Origin of the sequence: Streptomyces sp. CA-294286 (assembly GCF_050947155.1) — a bacterium.
GTDB lineage: Bacteria > Actinomycetota > Actinomycetes > Streptomycetales > Streptomycetaceae > Streptomyces.
This window is the reverse complement of sequence record NZ_CP192004.1, coordinates 1,137,745-1,159,169: the sequence shown is the minus strand read 5'-3', so window position 1 is coordinate 1,159,169 and position 21,425 is coordinate 1,137,745. Positions and strand designations below refer to the sequence as shown.

At 69.7% G+C, this 21,425-nt stretch carries 13 protein-coding genes and 1 pseudogene; 10 read left to right on the top strand and 4 right to left on the bottom strand.

Features of this window, described 5'->3' with window-relative positions; genetic code table 11:
- Positions 1 to 218 precede the first annotated feature (218 nt).
- On the bottom strand, positions 219 to 7,778 hold the full coding sequence (locus ACQPZG_RS05085) for an SDR family NAD(P)-dependent oxidoreductase (protein ID WP_433544540.1): 7,560 nt from the start codon (positions 7,776 to 7,778) through the stop codon (positions 219 to 221).
- Positions 7,779 to 8,038: 260 nt separating this feature from the next.
- On the opposite strand from ACQPZG_RS05085, the gene ACQPZG_RS05080 reads away from it, so the two are divergent.
- From ACQPZG_RS05080 to ACQPZG_RS05070, 3 genes are all read left to right on the top strand, one after another.
- On the top strand, positions 8,039 to 9,166 hold the full coding sequence (locus tag ACQPZG_RS05080; RefSeq protein WP_433544650.1) for an SDR family oxidoreductase: 1,128 nt from the start codon (positions 8,039 to 8,041) through the stop codon (positions 9,164 to 9,166).
- A 127-nt stretch (positions 9,167 to 9,293) separates the two neighbouring features.
- Positions 9,294 to 9,938: a DUF6230 family protein gene (locus ACQPZG_RS05075; RefSeq protein ID WP_433544539.1), complete on the top strand. Its 645-nt coding sequence runs from the start codon at positions 9,294 to 9,296 to the stop codon at positions 9,936 to 9,938.
- Entirely contained in the window at positions 9,929 to 10,279 is a 351-nt protein-coding gene (locus tag ACQPZG_RS05070) for a DUF6114 domain-containing protein (RefSeq protein WP_433544538.1), read from the top strand. Before ACQPZG_RS05075 ends, ACQPZG_RS05070 begins: the two co-directional genes overlap by 10 nt.
- Before the next feature lie 991 nt (positions 10,280 to 11,270).
- Here ACQPZG_RS05070 and ACQPZG_RS05065 read toward each other — a convergent pair.
- Positions 11,271 to 12,602, bottom strand: coding sequence for an alpha/beta hydrolase (locus tag ACQPZG_RS05065; RefSeq protein ID WP_433544537.1), 1,332 nt, complete (start codon positions 12,600 to 12,602; stop codon positions 11,271 to 11,273).
- Positions 12,603 to 12,704: 102 nt separating this feature from the next.
- On the opposite strand from ACQPZG_RS05065, the gene ACQPZG_RS05060 reads away from it, so the two are divergent.
- Positions 12,705 to 12,842 (top strand): hypothetical protein, encoded by a 138-nt coding sequence (locus ACQPZG_RS05060; RefSeq protein ID WP_433544536.1) that lies wholly within the window; start codon positions 12,705 to 12,707, stop codon positions 12,840 to 12,842.
- 547 nt (positions 12,843 to 13,389) lie between these two features.
- On the top strand, positions 13,390 to 14,211 hold the full coding sequence (locus ACQPZG_RS05055) for a lipase family protein (RefSeq protein ID WP_433544535.1): 822 nt from the start codon (positions 13,390 to 13,392) through the stop codon (positions 14,209 to 14,211).
- Between the two features lie 63 nt (positions 14,212 to 14,274).
- Here ACQPZG_RS05055 and ACQPZG_RS05050 read toward each other — a convergent pair whose 3' ends face one another.
- Entirely contained in the window at positions 14,275 to 14,514 is a 240-nt protein-coding gene (locus ACQPZG_RS05050) for a hypothetical protein (protein WP_433544534.1), read from the bottom strand.
- A 460-nt stretch (positions 14,515 to 14,974) separates the two neighbouring features.
- On the opposite strand from ACQPZG_RS05050, the gene ACQPZG_RS05045 reads away from it, so the two are divergent.
- The 4 genes and pseudogenes from ACQPZG_RS05045 (at position 14,975) to ACQPZG_RS05030 (ending at position 19,859) form a co-directional block, all read left to right on the top strand.
- The gene (locus tag ACQPZG_RS05045) at positions 14,975 to 15,703 is read left to right on the top strand and encodes a hypothetical protein (protein ID WP_433544533.1); all 729 of its coding nucleotides are present in this window, start codon (positions 14,975 to 14,977) and stop codon (positions 15,701 to 15,703) included.
- A gap of 1,337 nt (positions 15,704 to 17,040) precedes the next feature.
- Positions 17,041 to 17,529: a hypothetical protein gene (locus tag ACQPZG_RS05040; RefSeq protein ID WP_433544532.1), complete on the top strand. Its 489-nt coding sequence runs from the start codon at positions 17,041 to 17,043 to the stop codon at positions 17,527 to 17,529.
- Positions 17,510 to 18,178: pseudogene (locus ACQPZG_RS05035) on the top strand (hypothetical protein); the annotation flags it as partial. The gene ACQPZG_RS05040 and the pseudogene ACQPZG_RS05035, both read left to right, overlap by 20 nt.
- A gap of 784 nt (positions 18,179 to 18,962) precedes the next feature.
- The gene (locus ACQPZG_RS05030; RefSeq protein ID WP_433544531.1) at positions 18,963 to 19,859 is read left to right on the top strand and encodes a LysR family transcriptional regulator; all 897 of its coding nucleotides are present in this window, start codon (positions 18,963 to 18,965) and stop codon (positions 19,857 to 19,859) included.
- Positions 19,860 to 20,130: 271 nt separating this feature from the next.
- Here the strand turns inward: ACQPZG_RS05030 and ACQPZG_RS05025 are convergent, their stop codons facing one another.
- A complete protein-coding gene (locus ACQPZG_RS05025; RefSeq protein WP_433544530.1) occupies positions 20,131 to 20,565 on the bottom strand; it encodes a hypothetical protein in 435 nt (144 codons plus the stop codon).
- A 384-nt stretch (positions 20,566 to 20,949) separates the two neighbouring features.
- On the opposite strand from ACQPZG_RS05025, the gene ACQPZG_RS05020 reads away from it, so the two are divergent.
- Entirely contained in the window at positions 20,950 to 21,378 is a 429-nt protein-coding gene (locus ACQPZG_RS05020) for a hypothetical protein (RefSeq protein WP_433544529.1), read from the top strand.
- Positions 21,379 to 21,425: the final 47 nt, after the last annotated feature.

Below are 21,425 nucleotides of genomic sequence, written 5' to 3'. Positions count from 1 at the left end.
TGTTTCCGATCGAAGGCTGTTTCGGCGGTCGGGGTGGGGGCTGCGGTGTGGGCCTTGATCCGAGTGCGGTCGGTCGGCCAGGCAGGCACTCCCGCGTTGCCCTGCCCCCTGTGTGGAAGACTGCTTGCCGGCATGGGGTCGCAGCCGACCCACGTCTGCCCTGTGAAGCCGTGGCAGAGGTGGGTCGTCGAGATGCGGGGGTGGCGTTCTTCGGGTCCTCAGTGCGGGGTGGTGAGAGGTCGCTCCGTTTCCGCTAGGTGGCTCTGGTGCGGAATGGTGGTGTCGGGTGTGGTCGCGTCGGCAGGGCGCAGACCGAGCCGGAGGTAGAGGGTCTGGGCGACGTCGGTGAGGGTGCCCGTGCTGCTGCGGAGCAGTTCCATGGGCGGGATGTCCACGTGGTAGCGCTGGTTGAGTTTGACGAGGAGTTCGGTTGCCATCAGCGAATCGAGTCCGTAGGAGTCCAGGCGGTGGTGCGGGTCGATGCCTTCGGCGTCCATCTGCAGGATGCCGGCCAGGATCTCGGCGAGGCCGGCTGTCAGGTGGCCGAGCGCGTCCTCACCCGGCATCTGCGACAGGTTGCTGAGCAGTTCCTCACCCTCGGGGCCGTCGCTTTCGCTGATCGGAGGCAGCAGACGCGAGAGCCGCGGGCTGGCGGTGGACGGCAGGATCCGCAGTTCCCGTCCCCAGTCGCTGCGAATCACGCCGGCGACTTCGGCGTGCGAGCCCAGCAGCGCGGTGGCGGCCGTGAGCGCTGCGTCTGTGGGCATCAGGCCGAGTCCGAAGCGTTCGACAGCCTGGCTCAGCCCGTTGCGGGCTACGTATCCCACGTCCGCGATGGCTCCCCAGGCGATGGCCAGGCCGGGAAGCCCTTCTTGGCGGCGGCGCCGGACGAGCGCTTCGAGGTAGAGGTTGCCTGCCGCGTAAGGGGTTTGCTTGACGTTTCCAAGCGTGCCGGACTCGGAGGAGTACATCAGGAACAGGTCACATTCCCGGTCGCGCAGGAGAAGGTCGAGAACGGCCGCTCCGGTGATCTTGGGTGCCATGACGGCGGCGATGCGCTCTGCGCTCAGCTCGATGAGCTGGGCGTCGTCGAGGTGCATGGCGCAGTGCACCACACCGCGTAGGGGGTGTCCTGTGGCGTCGATCCTGGCGACGAGCGCGCGCATGGCGTCCAGGTCGGTGACGTCCGCCGCGAAGACGGTTGCTGTCACCCCTCGTGCGGTGAGCGCGGCCAGCGCGGCGTCGGCTTCCGGGGCCTGGCTGCCGCGGCGGCTGACCAGGGCGACATGGCGGGCTCCCAGGCCGGCGAGCCACTGGGCGGTGGCGGCGCCGAAGCCGCTGGTGCCTCCGGTGACGAGGTAGGTGGCGTGCTCGTCCAGCCGGGGGGCGTCCCATGAGCGCTCCACCAGAGGTGGTTCGTCCAGGGTGTCGAAGGCGACGACGACCTTCCCGATGTGGCGCGAGTGCTGCATGAGCTTGAAGGCTTCGTCGACCCGTGCGGCGGGGTACACCGTGTGCAGCAGCGGGCGGTACGTGCCGTCGTGGATCGCCGTGCTGAGTGCGGCGCTGAGTGCGTCGGACTCCTGTGTGTCGTCGAGCACTTTGGTGAGGTCGACGCCGAAGAAGGCGATGTTGTTGCGGAAGGGCCGCAGCGACAGCGGTTTGTTCTCGTAGATGTCCCGCTTGCCCAGCTCGATGAACCGGCCGCCGGAACGCAGGAGTTCCAGGCTGCGGGCCATGGCCTCGCCGGCGAGCGAGTTGACGACGACATCGACGCCCCGCCCGTCGGTGATCTGCTTGACCTGGGCGGCGAAGTCGAGGGTGCGGGAGTCCAGCACGTGCTGCACGCCCAGGCTTCGCAGCAGGTCTCGCTTGAGCTCGCTGCCCGCCGTGGCGATCACGTGCGCTCCGTGGGCGTGCGCGTACTCGATCGCCGCCAGGCCGACCCCGCCGGCCGCACCGTGCACCAGGACTGTCTCGCCGGGCCGGAGTTGGGCGAGCCGGTTGAGGCTGTAGTGGACCGTGGCGTAGGCGACGGGCATGGTGGCGGCGTCGGTGAAGGTCATGCCGGGAGGCAGCTTCCACAGGGCGCGGGCGTCGGTCACCGTGTGCGTGGCCAGTGTGGCCGGTGCCAGGCCTGCCACGCGGTCGCCCGGGGACAGGCCGGTGACTCCCGGGCCGCAGGCGATGACGACGCCGGCGCACTCCAGGCCGCATCCCTTGGCCGAGTGGGTGCCTTCGATGGCTTCTTCGGGCAGCAGCCCGACGCTCTGCATGATGTCGCGGTAGTTGAGTGCCGCAGCACGTACCTCGATCACGATTTCGCCCGGCCCGGGTTCGGGGAAAGTCTGTTCCTCCCAGGCGAGTCGGTAGGAGAGGCCGGGGTGGTCCACCCGGAGGGTGAAGGGCACACTGCCGTCCCACGGCCGGGCTGTGGGGCGGGGTACTTCGCGGGGCACGAATCGGTCCGCTGCCGTCAGCAGGATTTCGTCTTCCTGGCTGGGCTGCAACAGTTCCTGGGCGAGCCGGCGGGCGTTTTCTGCCAGGTCCGTGGTGCGTTCCAGGCTGATGCGGCGGCAGTTGAGCCCGGCAACTTCGTTGACCAGGCTGCGGGTCATTCCCCACAGGGCGGAGTCGAGTTCGTGGGTGACGCGCAGGGAGGGGGCGGTACCGCACGGCCGGGTGACCAGCCACAGTTCGGGAGGTGTGCTGTGCGCGGCCGTGGTGATCGCCGCCGTGAGCGCTTTCAGGCTCTCGGCCCGCTCACTGGCGCGGGCCGTGAGGTCGGCCGGTGCTCCGGCGGGCGCTTCGGCGAGGAGCACGATGATCGCGGTGCGTCCGGCAGCCGAATCGTGGTGGGCTTGCTGGAGCACCTGTGCCCAGACGCGCTCGTCATCGGTCATCGCCACGGTACGGGCCGTGCCGGCGCCGTCGGTGAGACAGGCCGCCAGGGCCGTCGCCTGCCCATGCTCGTCAGGTGTCTCTGTCACCACGACGAAGGCGGTGCCGTCGCTCCGGGGCGTTGCAGGGGCGGGTGGCTCGGCGGGGGTCGTGGTGGGGACCGCGGCGAGCAGGACGGACAGGCTGTCCTGCAGGGGGGCCGTGTCGTGGCCGGTCTGCAGTACGTCGGTGTAGCCGCAGCGGTTCAGCAGGCCCGGCCATTGCTTTCGGGGCAACAGGAGCGAGTGGGGCCTCAGTGCGGTGTCGGTATTGCCGTAGAAGCTGTCCAGGAAGCCGAAGTAGGGCAGGAGGTCCAGCGGGTCATGTGCCTCGGTGGCCAGCAGTTGTCCGCCGGGCGCCAGGAGCGTGGCCACGTTCTTCAGCGCGTCGGCGAGATCCGGTGCCGTGTGCAGGGCGAGTCCGGCGACCACGAGGTCGAAGCTGTGCGCGGTGAAACCCTGGCCGAGGGGGTCCTGAGCAAGGTCGAGGGTGCGGTAGTCCAAGAAGTCACAGGCGGCGAATCGGCTCTTCGCCCGGGGGAAGAAGAACGCGGACACGTCGGTGAAGCAGTAGTGGGTGCGCTCGTGGGGCAGCAGCGAGAGCAGTGCCGCAGTGGTGGCCCCTGTGCCGGCGCCTACTTCGAGGATCCGCAGGGTGCGTCCTTGCGGCCACGCGGCGACGATCTCACGGAGGAGTCCCTGGGCGATGCGGCTGTGGAACCGTGTGGTGGGCAGGAGGTCGTAGAAGTGTTCCAGGGCCTGTGCCGTGTGGTCGCCGACCAGCATCTCCAGGGGGTCTGCGTCGCCTCGCAGGAGCGCTTCGCTCACGCTGCCGTGGCGGGCGGCAAGACTGTGCGCGGCGACCGCTGCCGTATCGAGGGCCATGGCCTTGCGAGCCGCGTGGGCGAAGGGGAACTGTCGGGCCGTGAGGTGCCACCGGCCGTCTCCGGCAGGGGTGAGCAGACCGAGGGTTTCCATCAGCGGGATGAGCAGTGTGCACAGCCGCCGGTGCTTGTCCAGCATTCCCGCGGCCACGAGATCGTCCACGGAGAAGGAGCGCGCGGGGTCGGGCAGAAGGTTGGCAAATGCTGTCGCCATCCGTCGGGCCGTCAGTTCCCGCACCTCTCCCAACACCTTGCCGCTGGAGGCGGGCAGTTGCCGGCGCAGGGCAGTGATGTGCTGCTCGGCCGCCTCGCCGATGCGTCGCGGAGAGGGCAGCGGGGAGGGTGCGGCCGGGCTGTTGGTGTGCGGCGCTGCGCGCAGTTGCGTGTGGTGGAGCGTTGTGGGCGTGCGGCGGGTCGCCGCCACGCGCCGCAGGCGGCAGCCTTCCAGCTGCGCGATGACCCGTCCGTCGTCGTGGGTGAGAGTGATGTCCCAGCACACCTCGTGCGGGGTGCGGCTGCGTTCACGCACCCATACCGCCCCGGTGGGGGAGGGCTCCTCCCAGATACGCAGGGCGCCGACGGCCGCGGGCAGGAACGCGGCTTTGTCGTCTGCCAGGCCGGCCAGGAGCGGGGCGCCTGCCTGCAGGGCGCCGTCGAGCAACGCCGGATGAGCGCCGTAGGGCCGGCCCGGCGCTTCGTGCTCGAAGCGGGCCAGTACCTCGCCGGGGCCGACGTCCAGTGAGGTCAGCACCTGGAATGCGGGCCCGTAGTCCAGTCCGGCGGAGGCGCAGGCGGCGTAGTGGGCCGTGCCGGTGAGGTGCTGCGGGCAGCGGGCGGCCACCGCCTCCAGATCCACGGGGGCGGGGCGGGGTTGCAGCAGGGCCCGCACCTGGGCGCGGACGTGGGTGCGTGGTTCTAGGGCGTGGGCAGTGGTGCTGGTGATGGTCAGCACACCGTCGTCGGGGTGCAGGGCTGTCTGGACGCTGGTGGCGGGTGCCTCCGACCAGGGCACGACCAGGGCCGACTGGATGTCCAGGTGTTCGACCTCGGCGGGCCCGCCGAGGGCCTGCCGTCCGGCCGCCAGCGCCATTTCCACGTATCCGGTGGCCGGCATCACGACCGACCCGGCGACGCGGTGGTCGACCAGCCAGGGCACCACGCCGGGTTCGATGCTGCCCTCCCACACGGGGTGCGGTGCGGTGACGCGCGCGCCCAGCAGCGGGTGCACCAGGGCGCCGTTGCGGTCCCACACGTGTGCGTCACCGGTCCAGTGCCGCTCGCGCTGCCAGGGGTAGGCGGGCAGCGCCGTCACCCGCCCTGCCCGGGGGAAGTAGCGCTCGAAGCGGGTGTCGGCTCCTGCGGCGAGCAGCGTGGCCGGCACGACGGCCAGCGAGCGCGAGCCGTCGGTGTCCCGGTGCAGGGTGGGCACGACGACTGCCTTGCCGCCGGCCCGGGTAGTGGTGACGCGCCGCAGGTAGGTGCGCAGCACCGGGTGCGGGCCGATCTCGACGAAGATGTCGCCGCCGTCCTGTACGGCCTGCTCCACCGCTTCGGCGAAACGCACCGGCTGACGTACGTTGTCCCACCAGTAGTCCGGGTCCATGGCGGCGCCCGGCAGGCGGCCGCCGGTCACGGTGGAGTAGAGCGGGATCTCTCCCTCCTGGGGCTCCAGACCGTCAAGGGCTGCGGCGAGTGGATCGGCCTGGTCGTCCATCGCCCTGCTGTGGAAGGCGTAGTCCAGGCCCAGGTCGCGGAAGAAGACACCGCGGGCGGCGAGTTGCACGCCGAGCTCCGCCAGGGCGTCGGCTGCGCCGGCGACGGTGACGTCCTTGGGGCTGTTGGTTGCGGCGATCTCCAGTGCATGGCCCCAGGGAGCGAGTGCATCGGCCGCCTCCTCGGGGGTGAGGCCGACGGCGGCCATCCGGCCCAGACCCGCGGTCGCGGCCTGCGCCCGGCTCCGTGCGGCGATGACATGTGCGGCTTGGGCGAGGGACAGGGCGCCGGCCGTGTGCGCGGCGGCCACTTCGCCCACGCTGTGGCCCAGAACCATGGCCGGTTCGACTCCGTGATGGCGCAGCACGGCCACGATGCCGAGTTGCACGGCGAACAGCAGCGGCTGGGCGATCTCGGTGGCGTCCAGACGCCAGTTGTCGGCAGGCAGGTGCAGTTCCTTGACAACCGACCACCCCAGCCGGGGGCAGAGTTCGGCATCTGCCTCTTCCACCGCTGTGCGGAAGACGGGATCCTCGCGCAGCAGATCAGCTCCCATACCGGCCCACTGCGAGCCGTTGCCGTCAAAGACGAAGGCGACCCGTCCGCCGGGAACGGCCTCGGCCACGGCCGAGGACACCCCTGCCGGTAGCACGGCGGCGTGAGCCGTGTCGGGGTCCGGATCGGCGGCGAGGGCCGCGAAGCCCTCTGCGGCTTCCTGCGGTGTGCGGGCGAAGACGGCCGCACGGTGTTCATGCAGTCCGCGGCGCAGGCAGGAGGTGTAGGCCAGGTCGTAGAACTCGTCCTGGTGTGCGTGCGTGAGCCGCTGGGCCATGGCCGACACCGCGGCCGACAGGGCCTGCGGGGTGCGGGCGCTGGCCAGGAGTGGCAGCCCCTCGGGCGGTAGTACGGGTGCAGCCACGGCGGCCGGTGCCGGTGGGGCGGCGCTGAGGGCGACGTGGGCGTTGGAGCCGCCGAAACCGAAGGAGTTCACGCCCACAACAGGCCGTGGAGGCAGAGCGAGTTGCTGCTGGCGGTCGGTCAGGCGCAGGCCGAGCCCGGTGAAGTCGATGTCCGGGTTCGGGGTGTCGGCGTGCAGTGAGGCCGGGGCGATGCCGTGGCGCAGCACCAGCAATGCCTTGCACAGGCCGGCGAGGCCCGAAGCGGGTTCGAGGTGACCGAGGTTGGTCTTGAGCGAGCCGATGGGCAGTGCACCGGTGATACGGCGCACCCCCAGCGCCCGGCCGATCGCCTGGGCCTCCAGCGGGTCTCCGGCGGGGGTCCCGGTTCCGTGCGCCTCAAAATAGATCAGCTCGTCCGGGTCAACGCCCGCCTCCGCGTAGACACGGCGCAGCAGCTCTTCCTGTGCCTGGGCGTTGGGCAGGGCAATGCCCGGTGTGCGTCCGTCGCTGTTGGTGCCGCTGCCCAGGATGACGCCGAGTACCCGGTCGCCGTCGGCCAGCGCGTCCGGCAGCCGCTTGAGGACCACCAGGGCGCCGCCCTCGGCGCGTACGAAGCCGTCGGCCTGTGCGGAGAACGCAGCACAGCGGCCTCGTTTGGAGAGCATGGACGCCTGGGAGAAGCCCACGTAGTGCAGGGGGCTGAGCAGCATGTTGGCGCCGCCGCACAGTGCTGCCCGGCTGGTGCCCTCCCACAGGGTGTGGCAGGCACGGTCCAGGGCCACCAGCGAGGACGAACAGGCAGTGTCCACGGCCATGCTCGGGCCGCGCAGGTCGAAGGCGTGGGACAGACGGTTGGCGGCGATGGAGGACGCGGCGCCCAGCATCGTGTACGGGTTGATGTTCTCCAGCGCCATGGCCTGCCGCGCACCGTAGGTGGCGTCGGAGATGCCGATGTAGACGGCCGTGTCCGTGCCGGCGAGCCGCGAGGGGGCGATGGCGGCGTCGTCCAGTGCTTCGGCGGCGAGTTCCAGCAGCAGGCGGTGCTGGGGGTCCATCTGCGCGGCTTCCTTCGGGGAGATCCCGAAGTAGGCGGCGTCGAACTGCGCGATGTCATCCAGGAAGCCGCCGGCGGCGGTGTAGCTGCGCCCGGCGCGGGCCATGTCGGTGGCGACGTACCGGCGTGCGTCGAACCGGTCCTCGGGAATCTCACCGACCGCCTCCCGCCCCTCGCGCAAGGTGTCCCAGAGCGTGTCGAGGTCGTGGATGCCGCCGGGCAGGCGGCAGGAGGCGCCCACGATGGCGATCGCCCGCTCCGGATCGCCGGGGGCCAGGTAATTCGTCATCAACGGCCTTTCACTGCGCAGACAGGACAGCAACGCAACGTAGCCGCCAACCCCTGTGAACAAACGCGAAGTTGTCCCCTTTCGCGCTGTTTTCTGGGAACCCCCCGTTCGGGTGGTGCTCGCGGACCGCGTGTTCCTCACTCGTGTGGATGGTTGAGCGCGCTGTGTCCGGTGCCGCCGCCCGCAACCGGCTCTGCGCGCGTAACGTCCGCTTCGCCCTCCCCCGCATCCGCCCTCCCGCAAGGAGTTTCCCGTTGTCCGTGCTGCTCACCGGTGCGACCGGTTTCCTCGGCTGCCGTCTCCTGCGCGAGTTGCTGGCCCGCGGCGAAGAGAGGATCACCGTTGTGGGCCGGGGGACGCCCGACGAGCTGTGCTCCCGGGTCGAGGCCGCGGTGCGGTGGCTGGACACTCCTGCGCTCGCCCCTGACGGCCTCGCCGCAGTGCGCTACGTCAGCGGGGACCTGCTGCAGCCGGGCCTGGGCCTGGGCTCGCAGGAACGGGCCCGGATCACTGACGGTCTGACCACGCTGTGGCACAGCGCGGCCCTCCTCCTGCTCGAAGGTGACCCGGCACCGCTGCACCACTCCAACGTCATCGGCACCCGCCGCGTCCTGGAGCTGGCCGACGAAGCCCCCGGTGCCCGGCTGATGCACGTGAGCACCGCCTATGTCGCCGGTCAACGCAGCACCGGACACATCATGGAAGACGATCTGGCGGACACCGGCGGCTTCCGACTGCCCTACGAGGAATCGAAGTACACCGCTGAGCGCATGGTCCACGCCTGGGCGAGCAGCAAAGGCCGGGACGTGACGGTATTCCGGCCCAGCCTGCTCGTCACCGACCGGCCCGTCCCCCACGGCCTGCCCAGTCAGCCCACCGACCTTCTGCTGCGTCTCATGGAACAGATCACGGACAGCGGCCTCGACCAGGGCGCGACGGTACCCGGACTGCTGCACGCTCCACGGCGCTCTGCCGCAGCCCTCCCCTACCGCGTCCAGGGAGACCCTCTCGGCAGCCTCAACATGCTCCAGGCCGACTACGCCGCCCACGCCATGGTGCGGGCCGCCGCCCGGACCGCACCTGCCGCAGGTGTACGCACGATGCACGTCACCCACCCGCAGAACGTGACGTTCGAGACCGTCGCCGCAGCCGTCGAAACACGCTTTCCGGGCCTGCGGGTGAGCATGACGCCGACGCTGCCCCGCCCCACACCGCTGGAGAAGATCGCAGCGAATTTCGCCGCCAACCCGTTGGTCTACAGCACCCACCGCCGCACCTACGACCGGACCAACCTGCTCGCCGCCGTCGGACCTCTCCCCGACCCCGAACCCGTCGACCACGCCTACCTGACCCGCACCTTCGGCCGCACACCCGCCACCGTGCGGTGAACCGCCGAACGGGTGAAGCAGCGTGACGCGCAGTCACCGACCGCCGTTGCACAGGCACGCACACGAACGACCTGTACGTCCAGACGAAAGACCTGCGAGATCCGGCCTCGGGAAGGACCACATCTGCATGAGGACGAGGCGAACGGCCGTATCGCGGGGGCGGCGCCGTCACCGAGCCACGCCTCGCCCTGGTGGCAGCAGGACGGACTGGCGGCGCTTCGCGCTCGCCTTCCCGCTCACCGTCCTGCTGGCCGCCGGAACCGTCGCGACGACCTCGGCGGCCGAGATCCCGCTGTCCTTCGCCGTCGCGGGCAGTCCGTTCACCGTGACCGCGGCGCGTCTCGAAGCCACCGACGCCACCCAGTTCGTCTCCTTCCGCCAGGACGCCCAAGGTGCCCCTCACTCCGTGGCCGTCGTCGGCATCCGCAGTGCCCGCATCACCCAGCTGTGCCAGTCCGCCGTGGCCCACACCCCCCTGGGCACCGCCACCCTCGTCATCCGCTCCGGTCAGGACCAGCCGGTACGCGCCGACAACATGGTCATCGACCTCACCGATCTCACCGGGGACATGACCTTCGAGTCCGTCGAAATGGGACGGGACGCCGCCACCCTGACCACAGGGCCAAGAGGGCCCGCAGGAACGTACGGGCAGCAGGCACAGTCCCTGACCATCACCGGCATGCGGCTCAAAGCCTGGTCGCTGACGGCCGGCATGTTCTCCCTCGCAGGCGCCTCCATGTCCGTGAAGGGAGGAGAGAAACCGTGCGCCTGACCGCACACTCGCGTCCGGCCGCCGCGTGCCTGTGCGTGACGCTGGGCGGGATGGAACTCGCCGCCCTGCCCCTCGCACGACCCGGCATGCTCGGCCTCCAGGGACTCAGCGCCGCCACCGCCGTCCTCCTGGCCCTCGCCCTTGTGGGCTGCGCCGTACACCTGTGGACCCGGCCGGCACGTACTACCGGGGCCGGCGTCACCGTCATCTTGCTGGGCCTGCTCTCCTACCCCCTGGCCAACCTCGGTGGATTCCTCCTCGGCATGCTCCTCGCTCTGACAGGCGGCGCCCTCGCCCTGTCCTGGCGCAGCACGGACACCACCTCGGCGGACTGTGGGTAAGCGGCCCTTGCTGTGCCGTGCCGTGCTGCTGCTCACCGCCGCCTGCACCCTCGGACACCTACTCGGCTCCCCGATGAGCGCCCACGGCACACCGCCGCCGACAACCCCTCCCGCCGAGCCCCCACCGCCGGGCAGCAGCCAGCCGCCGCCCGGCTGCATGGCCCCTACCCTCCCTCGTGCGGCGCCGTCACACGCCGCAGCAACAGCCGCCGCCCGCGCCGTGCAGGAGTGCCTGCGCCCCGTCGGGCCCCGCGACCTCTCACCGCCCGGGGCGGCCCTGCACGCCCGCTCCCTCACCGTGAGCGGTCTGCACTGCGCCGTCCCCGGGACGGGCGGCGGTGTGTGCAGGGCGCAGCAGGTGACGCTCGTCGGCGCGCACATCACCTACCCCGGCCCGGCGGGTGAGCCGGGCTCCTGCGTCCGAGCCAGGCACATCACCCTGTCGGGCGATGTCCGACTCCGGGCAGGCGTACTCAGAGGCCGCATCTTCGGCCGGCTCCCCCTGTCACTTTCCACGGCCGTCATTCCCCCCGTGCCGCTCCCGTACCTACAGCTCACCGATGTCCACGCCGCCGGACTGTGGGCACGCGCCAACCGCGCCACCACCTTGGACATGCACATCACACCCGACAGAACGAGCACAGACGGCTGCCCGAACCAAGGCCCCTTCTGAACGAGGGACCCTCTCCACCGCAGGGCAATACACCTAGGGCCTGTCGTCAGATGATGATCTTGAGTGGTGGATCATGGTGGGGTGATATGTCGTCATGAGCTGTCCGATGTGCCGAGTGGGGGTTCACGATCCCGTTCAGGACCTTCCGATCATCCAGCCGCTTGCGCCCCGCAACGACACGGGCAGCAGTGGCCGGACATGGAAGCGATCAGGGTGCCCAGGAGCGGGCCGGGACGCCCCCGCACCCTGCCGATGCGGTACCGCTGGCTTGGCCGTGAAGGGCTGCGGGACCGATGGGTGGTCCCGCAGCCCTTCGGGTTATGAGGGGCGGTGGGGTCGGACGTACTCCACGCTGATCGTGTCCGGGGCGTACGGCGACTGCTGCTTGCCGGTGAGCAGGGCGTCGGCGGAGGTGTCGTTCAGGAGGTAGCGCCGGAAGAAGGCGGTCGTGTAGGCGGTGGTGATGCGACGCTGGGTCGCCTCGTTCAGTCCGCGGTGTTCCTGCTCCTTGCCGTCCTGGGAGAGGCAGTCTCCGGGGCGCCGACCGGGGAGGGCGTCGTTCTTGGCGCCGACCTGTCCGCTGCGCGGGGACCACTGAGTGTTGGCGTAGTTGTGGTTGCCGCCGGTCAGGGTGATGCCGTGCAGGGGCGCCTGGTTCCTTTTCTTGTTCCAGTCGATGAACTTGCCGGTGTTGACCTGGTCGCAGGTGCCCCACAGGACAGCGAGCGGGACCTTGGTGACGGGTTCGTTGTCCCAGGTCGCGGTGGGGGCGAGGCCGAGGGCGGCCTTCACCTTGACGCCTTCGGGCCAGGCGGCGTGCCGGTCGTCGGAAGCGTGCTGCATCACTCCGCCGCCGCCCATGGAGTGGCCGAGGGTGCCGACCCTGCCGAGGTCCACGTGGCCGGTGAACTCCGCACGGCTCACCTCACCGGTCCGCGCGTCCTTCAGCTGGCCCTTCAGAGGCCCTTTGCCCAGGGACAGTTGCCGCCACAGCTCCAGGTGCTTGTTGATCAGCGCGGCGCGGGCCTGATACACCGAGGGGGCCTGGCCGCCGCTGGTCGCGTTGATTCCGTTGGCGCCCATGGAGACGACGACGAAGCCCTGCCGGGCGAGGGCTCTGGCCAGGTAGTCGTAGCCGGAACTGCTGGGCAGGGGGGCTACTTTGTTCCGGCAGGGCCAGGACCACAGGGGGGCAGACGCCTTTTCGAGCTTCTGCCGGCGTGCCACCTCTGCTGCGTCACCGGCCTTCTCGGCTTCGGCCCGTGCCTTCTCTGCGGCTTCCAGCCTGACCTGTGCTTTGCCGTCCGCGCAGGTGTGCCACAGGCCGTGCTGCATCACGATCAGGGGGTGCTGACGACGTCCGAGATCCTTCGGGTAGTGGACGACGGCGGCGAGTTCGTTCCGGCCCTGGTAGGGAGCGGGAGGAGTAAACGCCCGATCGCCGAGGTCGTACCGGGCCTCGCCCACCTCCTGTGTTGCCGTACGGGCCAGCTCCGGGCCGGACCGCGGGCCGGGAGTGGCCTCGCCGGCCGACGCCGCCAAAGGCGCGACCGCTGCCGTCGCGACCGCCGCCACGGCGGCGACCCCGGCTATGCGCGCTCTGCGGCCGGGCCTTGCGGAGGAGAGCTGGCTGCGGTGTCTCACCGTCATTCGGTGTCCTGCCTTTCGGGTCGTCTCCGGTGGTCACGGGCGGGTCGGCACATGGCCGGCACGCCGTCCCGGACGCCTGAGACTCGTTATTGTCGCCATCGCGTGTCAGTGACCTGTATCGAGAGCGTCGGCAAGGGGCTTCAGAAGCCGGGCGAGTTCGTGAATGACAACGCCGGCGGGGCTCTCGATGACAGCACGGTCAATCGGACGGGGGCCGGCAAGATCGTGCCCGGCCTGTAGTTCGCGCTGCGAGCCGGCTCCCCGGACGGCCACCGCGCGGGGAGCCGGTTCTCTGATCGTGCCGGTGCCGTTGGTCGTCCGTCCCCGTCCCCGCTCCCGACTCCTCGGGCTCGCCGAGAGGGCCAGCCTCCACCGGAGATCCTCGGAGGCGGCCGGCCGGGTGAACCCAACTCCGGGATGTGCGCTGAGACGGAACACGTCGCAGGCTCGTTGAGTCGCGGACCGGCGGACGCGCCCTGCGTGTCGGCTGGGGTTGTGAGCATCACTGCCGACGGCAGCACTACCGGCGGTTGCGGTCGGCGTCACGCACCTGTACTCGTCGGCCTGCGCGCTGAAGAGGTCGACCAGGGTCCTTTCCATTCAGTGGCCCGCCCTGCTTCCTCGTAACGGCCCTCCGTTTCCTGTCGGCAACCGCGCAAAGGCGATCGAGTGACGCTCGGGCGCGTGGCGCCGATGGACCGGAACAGCCCATGTACGAAGACCGACAAAGACGCCTGCCACCTCTCGCTCGGGCGCATACCGGTTTCAAACGCAAGGAGCATCAGCGATGTCCGTGCCGTCGACCTTCGACCACTCTGCTACCGGCTACAGCCTGGCGCACGCCTACTGGCTGGCGAAGACGTCCGCCCTCGCCTACCAGGACAAGGCCGCGATCGAGCAGCAGTCGCGCGCCTGGGGCTTCGACGAGGTGCGGCACCACGAGACCCGGTTCAGACCGCCCTTCCCGCTACAGGACACCCAGTCCTACACCGCGGCGAGCGAGCACATGATCATCACCGCGTTCCGCGGCACGGAACCGGTCCAGATCAAGGACTGGCTCTCGGACGCCACCACACCGCCCCGTTCCGGGCCCGGCGGCACCGGCTACGTCCACCACGGCTTCGCCGCAGCGTTGGAATCGATCTACCCGGAGGTCAAAGACGCCGTCGCAACATGCCGCACCAACGGACAGACGGTCTGGTTCACCGGGCACAGCCTCGGCGGCGCCCTGGCCATGCTCGCCGGCGCCCGCATGTACCTCGAAGAGCCGCGACTGGCCGCCGACGGCGTGTACACCTACGGCCAGCCCCGCACCTGCGACCGGCTCCTGGCCGCCGCCTACAACAAGGGCTACAAGAACCGCATGTACCGCTTCGTCAACAACAACGACATCGTGCCCCAGATGCCCCCCGAGTCGGCCTACACCCACGTCAGCGCCCTGCGCTACATCGACTCCCGCGGCAAGCTGCACGAGACCATGCCGCTGCTCGGCTCGCTCACCGACCGGGCGAAGGGCCTGACCGCCGACGCCCTGGCACCGGCCAGCGACGGGGTACGCGACCACTTCGTCGACGCTTACGTCACCGCGCTGGAGAAGAACCTCGCCTGACCGGTCACGGCCTCAGGGAACATCGGTGAGAACAATCATGGTCAGTCCGCGCGGTGGTCTACTTCACCGCGCGGGTTCGGTGACATGCCCCCAGGCCTGCTCTGGGACTGGCTGCGGTCCGGCTCGTGCCGGTGGATGCACCGCTGCCGGTGGATGCACCGCGGCCGCCCGCTGTGCCGGGGTGAGCGCGGCGTCCCGGTCCGGGTGGTCGACGGAGTGCGGCACGCCCACCGCCTGGTCGTGGTCGTGGCCACCGGTTCGCGCGGCGGGTGCGATGCGGGCGGCGCGGATCGCGTTCTGCATGAGGCATCGAAGCCCGGTCACTCCTCACCACACTTCGGCGGACTGAGGTGCCGGCCAACTTGCGTCCCGAGCCCGGCGCAGCGCGACGTTGCATCCGGCCGTCGCTCTCTTCTCGTACTCGCGGCGCGTCTTCCACGGGCTCCTGTGAAAGCGCCCCGGTACACAACCGGCGCACGCTCCGACATCTGCGCGGGAAGAACCGTTTCCGTGTCCCTCGAAGGGACTCTCGCCGCGGGTCGGTCCCGCTGCTGCCGTACTCGGCGATGTCACCGTCGAGAAGAACCAGACCTGACCCGAGGGAGAACGGATGAATGAGCAGCTTGGCGTGCCCCGCGAGGGCCTTCCGCCCGGGGAACGGATGAACGAGCCGGATGGGCAGCCTGAGCCGGTGCCTGACCGCGACGGCCTTCCGCCTGGGGAGTCGGCGCGTCCACGACCTCCCCTGGATCCGGGCAGGATCTTGACGCCGACGGAGCCCAGGGCCGAGTCCGGACTGGAGCTGCCGCCGCCGAGGGCGGGAACGAACCTGAAGATCTGGGAGATGTCGGGGATGTCCTGGGTGAAGGGCGGGAAGACGTCGCGGGACATTCTCCTCTGGAACGGCCTCGACGAGGATCTTTACCTGGAAAACAAGTCGTCCAAGTGGGGTGACTGGCCGTCGTACGAGGGAAAGCCGCCCGACCGAATCAAGCCGCACAGCGGCACCGCGTGCTCCCTGCTGAATGTGGGTGCGGGGGTGGAGGGGCACGTCTACTACCGGACGAGGAGCGGGGACATCCAACTCTTCGTGTACGTCCAGTCATGGAACAGCATCCTGAGCAAGACGAACAGTCAGTGGCACGTCTACTACGCCAGCCCCACCAAGGACACGTGGATGTGCGCGTACGACACCTACGGGCGCAACTTCTGGATGGAGGGCGGGGAGCGGGACTGGGCCAACGGGTGGCAGGTCCAGACGTATGAGAGCCCGTACTTTGGCTCGGGCACGCACGGAGACCCCGCCCTGTTCGTGGTCAACCGGCCCGCTGTCGGCGACGTGAGCGTGGGAGAGCCGCCCAAGGCAAGCTACGCCTGCGAGGAGTACAAAGCCGCGTACAAGAACGGCCTGCGCTCGGCCCACTGGTTCGACGGCACCGTCGGATCCGTCATGGGCGCCCACATCGGCTCCTGGATCCGCGGCTGCCCCTGACCTCGCCCGCCACTTTTCCGACCCCCCGCCACCCCTGTCTTCCCTTTCCGCAAGGTGGCTCATCGTCGGGCATGGGTCCGGACTCGCAGCCGCTCGTGGCTGCGAGCCCGGACTGAGGTAACTGAGGTAACTGAGCGAGACGGCGCTGGAAGCTTCGACCGGTGCAGCCGCTGCGGGACGGTCACCGGATGCCGCGTTCACCCGGAGGGCCTGATCCGGGCTGCAGCGGGTAGTCAAGCGCGTCCAGCGCGCATCCGGCATCTACGAACTCACCTGGTCCATGGGCACCGGACCCGCAGGACGTGCCACGTGCCAGTACGGTCCGGCACTCCGTTCTGGCACACCGCACGTGATCTGGCGCCGCATCGGCACTCACGACATCCTCACCAGCCCCTGAGGGACGGAAAGGCGCTATGTCTTCACGGGGTGGGCGTTCCTGAGCCACTTACTGCACGTTCGAACAGGGCCCGGCGACCTACCGGACCGAGTTCCTCGCCGCTCCTGCACCCCGTCCGGAACGTTGCCCCGGAAAGTCTGGTGATGTCCCCGTCTGCCTGGGCGCGGGCGTGGAACCGGAAGGCACCGCCTCGGGCCCTGCGGGAGCATCGTCCACTGGAGGCGGGATTCCCAGGTGCCCGCGGAGACGGGCAGTCGCCTCCCGGACCGGGGCAAGGATCTGCCCCGCCTCTGGTCCGAGCCGGGCGAGGGCGACGGCCAGGACGTCGATTCCCTCCAATACGTCGTCGACGGCGCAGCCTGCCGCCTCGGGCCAGCCCGCCATCTGGACGACGTCATCGAGTGGGCACGCCGCATCGACGGCGGTGTCCGCCGGCACGGAGACGCGGCAGCCGGGGTACGAGGTCGTGGTCACGCTTCTCCGACGAGTTGCCCCGCCCGGCGAAACACCCCGCACTCCGCGGCTCGTTGAGCGGAGCATTGCCACCGACAGGCCCTCTCCCGCGATACGGCCGTCCTGCTGGACGACCTCGCCCGCAGCACCTGGTCCCCCAGCGGCCCCGAGCAAGAGCGTGCCCTGGCTCTCGCCCGTACCGGGCTGCGCGGCGGCGGGATCCGCACCGAGCTGCGCGCGGCCCTGGAGGACGTACATGGTGGGCGGCTCGCCGACTTCCTCTCCCCCGCTGCCCCGCTCGGTGAGCTCTGCTCCCCCGTTGCTGGCCTGCGGCTCGCCGGCTCGCGCCATCAGGCAGCTGTGACACCCGCCGCGGTGACCAAACCGCAGCACTATCGGGTGGTTTACGGAGGACTTTTCGTCCGCGCCTCTTCGGAACCGGCCCGATCGGCAGCGCTTCCTGGCCTACTGCGGAGAGGGACTCGCATTGCGACTGCGCACGATTTCTGAGCGGCATCGCTGGCCTGCGAAGCAGTTCCCGGCCGAGATCGCCGACCTGCGGCAGCGTCTGATGACGTCGCTGACTGTACGCGTGGGGGCGGACGGTGCCGTACGGGACCCGTGCCGCAGCCGCGCGCTCGGGTCCGTGCTGGCGCTGCGGTTGCTGGAGCGCACGGGAGACCACCCGCAGGCGGCGTCCGCTCTGCGCGCCTTCCTGGGCGACGACACTGCCGCGACCCGCGCGGAACGCGCCCTGGCTGTGGCCGCCCTGGACCGGCGCGCGATGGCCGCGGCCGACCTGTTCGTCAGCGAGGTGACCCGGGCCGCCCCGGATTTCACGGCGGTCCGCAAACGGGCGCTGGATCACTCCCGGCAAGACTCTGAGCGCAAACCGCCTGTTTCGCCTGCATGTGGCTCATCCCGGCACTCGCGAACTGGCACAGAACTGCACATAGATGACGCGAACGTCCTCTGATACGGCCGCTGCGGGTGAAGACCGCTGTACCCGTCGCGCAGGCTCTCCGTACTTCAATACGCTCAACTTGACAGAGAAGTTCCCGACGACGAGCACGGTGTACGCCGCGACCATGAGCTGGTGGCGGCATCGGGAGCCCCAGGTGATGGCCGGCGAAGATCCTTCGAGGGGTGGCATGCCGTACTGGCTCGCCCAGTTCCGTCCGCGCGCCGATCGCGCCTCCGACCTGGCACCGAACCGGACCGTCCTGGTGGGCGTCGGTATGCGTGACGGCGTCTTGGGGAATGGCGAGCAGAGCCGTACCGGTGCTCCCGATGGTCCTCTCGGCCATCCGCAGACGGACGCGCAGAAGGTACAGTTGCTCGGGGTGCAGGCTGCCTGGCGGGTCTGCAGTGCGTCGAGCTGGAGAGCGGCGGCTTCCAGGAGAGCGGCGAGCGCGCGGTGGGAGCCGAGGAGAACGACGAGGTGGCGGCGGCACCCCCCAGGTCGACGCAGAGGTCCTGGTCACCCTGAGCCGCGCGCTCCACGCGCGCGAGGAACTGCGCTTCGACTACACCCCGGGGCCCCGCGCCGCAGCCGACGACGTCCGTCGCGTGGAGCCTTACCACCTGGTCACCTGGTCACCTGGCGTCATCGCTGGTACCTCGTGGGCTGGGACCTCCACCGCGAGGACTGGCGCACCTTCCGCGTCGACCACATCCGGCTCCGCACCCCACCGGCCCCCGCTTCACCTCGCGTGACCTCCCCAACGGCACCGTCTCCACCTTCGTCACCAGCCACTTCCGCGGCAACGACGGCACCACGACCGACTGGCCCTGCCAAGGCGAAGTCATCCTCCACCTCCCGGCCGCCGATGTCGCGCCCTACGTCCAGGACGGCATCGTCGAGGAGCACGGCCCCCGTCGCTGCGGCCTCGTCCTCGGCTCCTGGTCATGGACCGGACTCGCCGCCGCCATCGGCCGCTTCTACACCGGCATCGAAGTCATCGGCCCACCCGAACTGGTCACCGCGTTCGCGCACCTCGCCGCCCGTTGCACCCACGCCGCGCGCACCACAGGACCAGACACCGGCCCGGCGCGGTGAGCGCTGGGCTCGCCACTCCGCCCAGCCCTGCGCACCATCGCGCACGAGCGTCACCGACACCACGTTCCGGGCGGCGCACCTCATGGAGGCCGAAGGCCGATCGGACCAGATGCGGGCGGCATCCGTGCCGGCCGGCACCTCCGTACTCGTTGTCCCTCCGCGCAACGCCGTTCCGGGCACAGTCCCTACACTCAAGTGCGAAACCGACCAGCGAGAGCGCGTCCACCAGAGCCCGTCGTTCGGATACCCGGCCCGGATGCCGGTCGTCGCGCTCTTGAGCCCTACAGGGATCTCGGGACACAGGCCCCGCAGCGCCAACAGTGGTCACACAGGACGACGAGGGAGAAGACATGCTGGAGCGGCTGGAGTTGCAGGTCTTCCTCGTGCTGGCCGAGGAACTCCACTTCGGTCGTACCGCCGAGCGTCTGGGCATCACCACAGGACGTGTGAGTCAGATCGTCAAAGCGCTGGAGGAGCGTGTGGGCACCTGTCTCTTCGAGCGCAGCAGCCGCTCCGTCGCGCTCACGGCCATAGGCCACGAGCTGCGGGAGGATCTACAGATCGGTTGTGAGCAGATACAGCGGGGGCTGGCTCGGGCCACGGAGGCGGCACGCGGGTTTCTCGGTTCGCTTCGAGTCGGCTTCGTCGGTGCTCTCGCGGGGCAGGTCGTCCACAGAGCCGCCTGCCGATTCGGCGACGAGGGGCACGGCGAACCCGTACGCCCCCGAGAGGTGCAGGTCGTCGACGCCTTGCAGCGGCTGCGCGACGAAGACATCGATGTGCTGGTAGTCAGTCTTCCGGTCTCCGCACCCGATCTGCGCGTCGGCCCCGTGCTCTTTTCCGAGCCGCGCATGCTCGCAGTCTCGACACAACACCCCCTCGCCTCCCGGACGACCGTCACTTGGGAAGACCTCGCCGGCATGGTTCTGTTGCGGCCCCCTCACTCCGCGCCGGGCGTGTGGCCCAGTGACCGTGACCCGCAGGCGACACCCGCGGGGTCGGCCATAGTCGGCGGGCCACGCGTCGAAACCTTCCAGGAGGCTCTGCAGCAGACGGGGGCAGGGCTCGGAGCTGTCATCGTCGGCGCCCAGGTGCAGCGCTTCTACAAGCGGCCGGATGTCGCGTACATACCCTTCGAGGATGCCCCGCCGATCGAGTGGGCGGCGATCTGGCTCCGCAGCAATGACGCGCCCCACGTCAGGACCTTTGCGCGGATCGCCCGAGAGATCGGACACCGGGAGGACTGAACCGTCACCGCAGCGCGGCGACCTCTCGACCGAGGGCTCTCCCGCTGGCGGCGACGTCCAACGGCGCCGTGCTTCGTGGCGGGCTGCCGCGCACGCGGGGAGGGCAGGGCCGTGCCGGCGGGCCGCCGCCCGCCGGCACAGTTCCAGCAGGCCCTCCGGCACGGGGCAGAGCGTGAGCCGCCGCGAGCAGTGCTCTGCCAGCGGTCTCCCGGAGCCCGGCGTCCGCACCGGGACTCGCGTCTGCGCAGGGACCGGAGAGCGAGCTGCAGGGTCAGGAGTAGACGCTGACCTTGCTGGAGCACTTGCTGAAGGACCCCTTGACCGCGCACACCCGCATCGAGTAGCGCTGATCCTCGGGCAGGTTCCCCGTCACCGTCGTGCTGTAGGGCGATTTGTGTCCCCGGGTGGTGGCGATCCGACCGGTGCTCAGGTGTGCTTCGATGCCATACCCGTCCGGCAGTTCGTCGTTCACGGAGAGCGCGTCGCCGGGCTGGCTGCCCGACGGGTCCTGCGTCCACACCGCGCGGCCTGCCGTGTCGCGCCAGTTGTTGTTGACGACGTTGATGACGTAGCCCCAGTCCGTCTGCACGTACTCGAAGCTGAAGCTGTCGGCCGCCGCCGCTGGTGGGCTGCTCGCCACCACCGTCGTTGCGGCCAGCATCATGGTGCCGACCGCACCCGATATCGCTTTACGAGAAACCTTCATGTGACGTCTCCTCACAGGAGTGGCTGCACAGGAACGACACCTGTGACGGGCCTGGTTGACAGAGCCGACTTGGCAGGGCCCACGCAGGGGCCGGACCGCCTTGCATAAGGGCGGTCGGAACAACAGGTCGGCAAGACGGGCTGATCATGACCTGTGGATGCGTCACGGGCAACCCGGTCACCACGGCTGGGATTCTCCGCCGGGTACCTCGTTCTCGCTAAATCGGGTGACCTACCTGCGTGAAAAGCTGGGACGAGCGAACCGTGGGACCTGAAGCCTGTCTTGAACATGCCTTCCGAATGGCTGAGATCATCCTGTCCTGAGAGTGCTGAGTGACCTCACGATGATCCCGACATCCATGAATGAAGAAGGAGCGCAATTCCTGTGAAGCGAAAGATCGGCGTCATCCTCGGAGCCCTTGCACTCACCACCACCACTGCTGTGACGGAATCCGCTCCTGCGGCAGCGGCTGACCTCTTCACCTTCTCTGTCGGCCGTTCCGTGCCCGGCGTCACCGCGATCCTTGTCTTCAATGAGAGCAAACAGCGAGAAGCCGGGCAGTCCGAGTGGTGGCAGGACCCTTCGGGAAGTTACACAGGTGACACCCTCGTAGCCTCGGACCAATTGGCCGACGGGTACGGCATAGAGGCTCACCTGAGCACCGGCCGGGTCGCCACCACCCGGGGTCAGAACTCTCCCTATGTCGCACGAGTGACCGGCAACCTGCCTGAGGACCGGAAGTACCAGATGCGGGTCTGCGTCGTGAAGGGCTCTTGGTCCAAGTGCTCGGCCAAGGTCGACGTTTCCTCCTGAACCGCGTACGACGAGCACGCCGAGCAGGACTCGCTCGATCCCACGCC